Source organism: Bacillus sp. AP50 (assembly GCF_040492675.1).
Lineage (GTDB): Bacteria > Bacillota > Bacilli > Bacillales > Bacillaceae_G > Bacillus_A > Bacillus_A cereus.
The window spans coordinates 1-5,714 of record NZ_JBEUTW010000493.1 but is presented as its reverse complement, the minus strand read 5'-3'; the positions used below and the strand labels follow the sequence as shown (position 1 = coordinate 5,714).

The following is a 5,714-nucleotide window of genomic DNA, read 5'->3' as shown; positions in this document are numbered from 1 at the left end:
GTATAAGCTTATAAAAGCGCAAAGTTTGTCTAAATTTTGGAGATTCTATAATTTTTTTCTTCTATATATTGTATACGTTTATAGCTATAGTATAACAAATAAATAAAAAAGTGCCTTTATAACGAGGCACTTTTTGACTGCATTTCTTCTCTTTTCTTTTTCCTCTTACTAACAACCTTTGATAACGCAATACTTACTTCATAAATACAAATAAGCGGCACTGCAACTAAACTATGAGATAAAAAGTCTGGCGGTGATATACAAGATGCAATGATAATTAATGCTACGTAAGCATACCTTCTTATTTTTATTAAAAATTCCGCCGTAAGTATTCCAATACTAGTTAAAAACATTACAACGACTGGCAATTCAAAAATCACAGCAAATGGAACTGTTAAATTAAGTACAAAATGAAAATACTTTTCTGTCGTAAACATCGTATTAAACATTTCATTACCTATCGTAGTTAAAAAGTGAAATAGAAACGGCATTACAATGAAATATCCAAAACATAAACCTGCGAGAAATAATATAGACAATACCGGTATATACATTATTGTCATCTTTTGTTCATTTGGATGTAAACCCGGTTTTACAAATAACCAAATTTGTATAGCAGCAAAAGGAATTGTACAAACGATAGCAAATACTGTAGCAATCGAGAAAAAAATCCACAATACATCACTTGGACCGAGAACAGTTAATTTCATTGGTAAATCTTTTACAAGCCAAAAATAAATATCCTTTGTAAAAGTAAATCCAATAATTAAAAATAGTACAAAGGATAACACCGTATATATTACTCTTTTTCGAAGCTCAACAATATGTTCTACTACGCTCATTTCCCGATCTTCCATCTCGTTCACCACACTTTATTTATCCATTACAAGGAAAATACACTACATTTTTTCTTTCTTTTCCTTTTCTTGAAATGCGTCATCTGTCAATTCTTTCGTTGATTTTTTAAACTCTTTTAACGTTTCCCCTAAAGCCTTCCCGATTTCCGGCAATTTTTTAGGTCCAAATAAAATGAGTACTGCTACTAAAATTAAAATTAACCCTGGAAAGCCAATATTTGAAAACATTTCCCCATCCCCTTTATTAGTAGTTTCCTTGTCCTACTATTACATAATTTTATTTTGTCAAAAAAGTTTGAAAACGTCAACAAATCCATTGTCTTTTGTCAAAAAAATTCAAAAATATAATCAATTATACAAATTTCATTTTCTATTGCTCTTGTGTATGATATGGTAAGGGAAATGACATATTATTTTATGATAGTAGAAAGGATTTGCATTATGACTGAAAAAATGACACGAATGACCCAATTTGTAAAAGAAGAAATTGCAAATGCAATTACACATGGTATCGGTGCCATTTTAAGCATCCCTGCCTTAATCATATTGATTATTCATGCTTCTAAGCACGGTACCGCATCAGCTGTAGTTGCATTTACTGTTTATGGTGTAAGCATGTTCTTACTGTACTTGTTTTCAACATTGCTACATAGCATTCATCATCCTAAAGTAGAAAAAATATTTACTATTTTAGATCATTCAGCCATTTACTTATTGATTGCTGGCACGTATACTCCTTTTCTACTTATTACACTTCGTGGCCCATTAGGATGGACGTTGCTTGCTATAATATGGACACTAGCAATCGGAGGTATCGTCTTCAAAATTTTCTTTGTACGTCGCTTTATAAAGGCTTCAACTTTATGTTACATCATTATGGGTTGGCTCATAATCGTTGCCATTAAACCACTTTATGAAAATCTAACTGGACATGGTTTTTCACTACTTTTAGCAGGTGGAATTTTATATTCTGTCGGAGCTATATTCTTCCTTTGGGAAAAGCTACCTTTCAACCATGCCATATGGCACCTGTTCGTTTTAGGTGGTAGTGCGATGATGTTCTTCTGTGTACTCTTTTATGTCTTACCTACAGCATAATAAAAAAGGATTCAGCTTACTATAAACTGAATCCTTTTTTATTACTTATGTAATTGTGATGCGATAACTTCCTGTGTATGCTTCGTTAATTCTTTAATATCCATATTCGCATAGTCTTCAGGTGTAATCGGCTTAGAAATTGTTACTGTTGCATGAGCTGGCTTCATACGATTTCCATTCGCTTCAAACATCTTATATGTACCATCTAACGTTACAGGTAAAATTGCTACACCTGACTTTACTGCCAGATGAAAACTACCAGCCTTAAACTCTCCAACTTCGCCACCCTTACTTCTCGTTCCTTCAGGGAAAATTACGATAGAATGTCCATTTTTTAATAGTTCAATTCCATCTTTAATCGCTTGAAGAGATTGACGACGATCGCTACGATCCATAAATACACAATTCATAAGTTCCATCCAAGTTGGTACAACTGGGAACTTTTTAATCTCTGCTTTTGAAACGAATCCAATTGGTTTATTTAAGTAACCTAGTAAAACAGGGATATCCATATTACTTTGGTGATTACTTACAACTAGTACTGGCTTGTCTTTCGGAACATTTTCAAGTCCTTTCACTTCTACTGCCCCTCCAGCTACACGTACCATTTTCTTACCAAACCAATTTGTCGTTTTATACACAGCATTATCTTTTTCTTTTGGCGCCATCGTATTTACTTGTCTTTTAAGACGCCACATTCTCGGTGTAATCGCAATTACGATTAAAATTAAATAAAAGATTTTAAAAAACGTTTGAATCATACAGAACCCCCACCTATTATCATTCCGACCTTCATTATACTAGACAAACGAAGGAAAAAGAAGAAAAAAAGTCCAAACAGCAAGTGTTTGGACTTTTTAAGCATTCTATATTAGAAACGTTTTGCTAATTCACGAGCATTAGCAATTGCTGCTTCTTTAATTTCTTGTGCTTTTTCAGGGTTTGCATTCATACCTTCAACTGCGATATATTCAGTATCATTTACACCGACAAATCCTAATACAGTCTTTAAGTGATTGCGACCGAAGTCTACAGCTGCGTATGCTCCTTCAGAATATACGCCACCTGTTGCCTGAATGTGAAGTGCTTTTTTACCTTCTAATAAGCCGACTGGACCATTTTCAGTATATTTGAATGTTTTACCTGCGATTGCTACGTTATCTAAGTATGCTTTTACTACTGGTGGATAGCTAAAGTTCCACATTGGAGTTACGAATACATAACGATCTGCATTCATAAATGTTTCTAAGTTTGTGTTCATTGCTGCTACTTTTTGTTGTTGAACTTCAGTTAAAGCTTCAAAGCCTTCACCTGCTGCAAATTTACCCCAAGCAGCAAATACATCTGCATCAATTGCTGGTACTGTAGTGTTGAATAAATCAATTGTTACAACTTCGTCTTGTGGATGTTCGTTTTTATAAGCTTTGATGAAAGCCTCCCCTACTGCCATTCCGAAAGAACCTTCTGCTGAATTTGGATTTGCTGTGATAAATAGTACTTTTGTCATTGTATTCTCTCCCTTTTTTCTCTTTATCTTTAATTCAAGATTTGTTTTTTAAAAGTTAATAACTTACCTTATGTAAGTATAATACAAAAAGTTTTAATCAATGTCAATAAAAAATAGCTACTTTTTTTTCGTAAGTTAATGACTTACTTTGTTTCCTTAAAATTTAGTATACAGATATTAAGAATTCTTTCGTATAAAAAGGCTACCTCTACAACTTATAGAGATAGCCTTCTATTACATATTATTTTTGAAATACATGTTTTACTTTTTCAGCTGGAATATTACTCCCGCCTCTACCTTTTACATCTTCAATCATCATTGTAATGACCATATCTGGTGAATTTAAATCAAATGCAGCGAACCAACCTAGTTCTTTTCCTTCGGCCTCTTTTGATACTTTTAATTCCGCTGTACCTGTTTTTCCAGCAAGAGTCATACCATCAATTTTAGCAATTTTCCCTGTACCATCTGGATCATTAATTACTTTCGTCATTGCAGTTTTTAATATATCCTGATTTCCTTTAGAAATTACATTTTCTTTCCAAGCTTTTGGTTGTTTATCTGTTTTAATAATATACGGTGACGGAATCGTTCCATCATTTACAATCGGCGCATACGTTAAAGCTAAATGAAGAGGAGTCATTAATACTTGTCCTTGTCCATATCCCGTATCTGCCATTTGAATATCATTTTTAATGCCGTCATTTGCAATTTTAGAAGCAGGGAATCCATATTCAATTGGTAGTTTCTCATCGAATCCGAATTTTTTCGCTTCACTCATAAACTTGTCTTTTCCGATTTTTAAAGCTTCTTGTGCGAAGTAAATATTATCCGAGTATTTCATCGCCTTATCAAAATCAATCGGATTTGCATCTTTCACACGCGTTACATAGTAATTACCCCAAGAAGAATCTTTTGTCCATTTTAATCCTTCAATTTTCAACTCTTCTTTTGGATCAATCGTTTTCGTTTCAAGACCAATTGCAGCTGTAATAGGTTTAAATACAGAACCTGGTACCGACAATTGTGTAAAGCGATTTGTCATTGGTTTTTTCGGATCATTATTCCAAGCTTCGCGTTGTGCCTTCGATGTCCCTCGTGCAATTATATTAGGATCATATGCTGGACTACTTACTAGTGCAATTGTTTCTCCACTTTTCGGATTAATTGCTGCACTTGAACCAGCTTCGCCCTTCATTTCATTATACGTTTTTTCTTGAACAACACTATCAATAGTTAAAGTTACATTTTCTCCATCAACAGCATCTGTTTTTGCTAAATTTTTAATTTCTTTTCCTTGCGCATCTTCTACAAAGACACGGCCACCTTTTTTACCGCGTAGCTTTTCCTCTAATACTTGCTCTAAGCCAGCTTTACCAACTGGGTCATCAGCTTGATAGCCTTTCTTTTGTAGCGTTTTTAAATCTTCAGCATTTACCTTTCCAATATAACCAGTCAGATGAGCTGCAGCTTCCCCTAACGGATATGTACGAACATTTACAGGTTTTGTTGAAACACCTGGTAAATCAATGTACGTATTTTGTGTTGCCCCTTCAGGCAAAATTCCAATTGGTACGAGATACCCTGGTTTTACCCATTTAGCAGCTAATTTTTGATCAATTTCTTCTACAGACATATTTAATAACTTCGCTACTGTTTCTTTCGTTTGCGGAGCAGTATCGCCTAACTTTTCAGGAATCAATCCGATTTCAGAAGCTTTCCCATTCGTTGCAAGACCTTTTCCATTACGATCGTATATTTCACCACGTTTTGGCTGTGTTGTCTGCATACGCACTTTACTATCTTTCGTCATGCCAGGGAAAATAAAATCAGGAGTCCAATCTATTTTCCAAGATTCTTTATCTCCATCTTTTTCTTTCACCATTTTTGCTTCATGACCAAATGTGATTTTACCACCAACTGTATCCATGCTTACTTTAAAAGGAACAGGACCTTCATCTTTTTTATCTTCTTTTACTTCCCCTGTTTCTACCTTTAAGTCTTTCACTTCGATACCAGAATAAATTTTTTCATATTTCTCAGTAAACTCTTTCTTTGAAATATCTTTTTTTGCATTTTTTGATAGTTGATCATACATATCTGCAAATTTTTGTTTATTCCACGCTTTTACATATGTATCAAACGCTTCTTGTGGTTTTTCTTCTTTACCACATCCAACTAACATGAATGTTAAGCAAAGAAAAAGAATCCCCCATATCTTTCTCAATCGATTCTCCTCCTCTTTCTATATT

Annotated in this window: 6 protein-coding genes; 1 reads left to right on the top strand and 5 read right to left on the bottom strand. The window is 34.0% G+C overall.

All coding sequences use genetic code 11. The annotated features are described in order from the left end of the window. Positions 1–116: 116 nt before the first annotated feature. Together tatC and ABWK52_RS25310 are read right to left on the bottom strand one after the other, a co-directional pair. On the bottom strand, positions 117–857 hold the full coding sequence (tatC, locus tag ABWK52_RS25315; RefSeq protein WP_000390120.1) for a twin-arginine translocase subunit TatC: 741 nt from the start codon (positions 855–857) through the stop codon (positions 117–119). 42 nt (positions 858–899) lie between these two features. Continuing rightward, positions 900–1,085 (bottom strand): twin-arginine translocase TatA/TatE family subunit, encoded by a 186-nt coding sequence (locus ABWK52_RS25310; RefSeq protein ID WP_000492443.1) that lies wholly within the window; start codon positions 1,083–1,085, stop codon positions 900–902. Positions 1,086–1,298: 213 nt separating this feature from the next. Here ABWK52_RS25310 and trhA point away from each other — a divergent pair, with 213 nt between their 5' ends. Beyond that, complete coding sequence (trhA, locus tag ABWK52_RS25305; RefSeq protein WP_000136889.1) at positions 1,299–1,955, top strand: PAQR family membrane homeostasis protein TrhA; 657 nt, start codon at positions 1,299–1,301, stop codon at positions 1,953–1,955. 41 nt (positions 1,956–1,996) lie between these two features. Here trhA and ABWK52_RS25300 read toward each other — a convergent pair whose 3' ends face one another. From ABWK52_RS25300 to pbpC, 3 genes are all read right to left on the bottom strand, one after another. Further along, complete coding sequence (locus tag ABWK52_RS25300; RefSeq protein ID WP_000616577.1) at positions 1,997–2,716, bottom strand: lysophospholipid acyltransferase family protein; 720 nt, start codon at positions 2,714–2,716, stop codon at positions 1,997–1,999. Between the two features lie 110 nt (positions 2,717–2,826). Beyond that, on the bottom strand, positions 2,827–3,462 hold the full coding sequence (locus ABWK52_RS25295) for an FMN-dependent NADH-azoreductase (RefSeq protein WP_048567960.1): 636 nt from the start codon (positions 3,460–3,462) through the stop codon (positions 2,827–2,829). Between the two features lie 241 nt (positions 3,463–3,703). Further along, a complete protein-coding gene (gene pbpC, locus ABWK52_RS25290; RefSeq protein WP_016117734.1) occupies positions 3,704–5,689 on the bottom strand; it encodes a penicillin-binding protein 3 in 1,986 nt (661 codons plus the stop codon). Between the last annotated feature and the right edge of the window lie 25 nt (positions 5,690–5,714).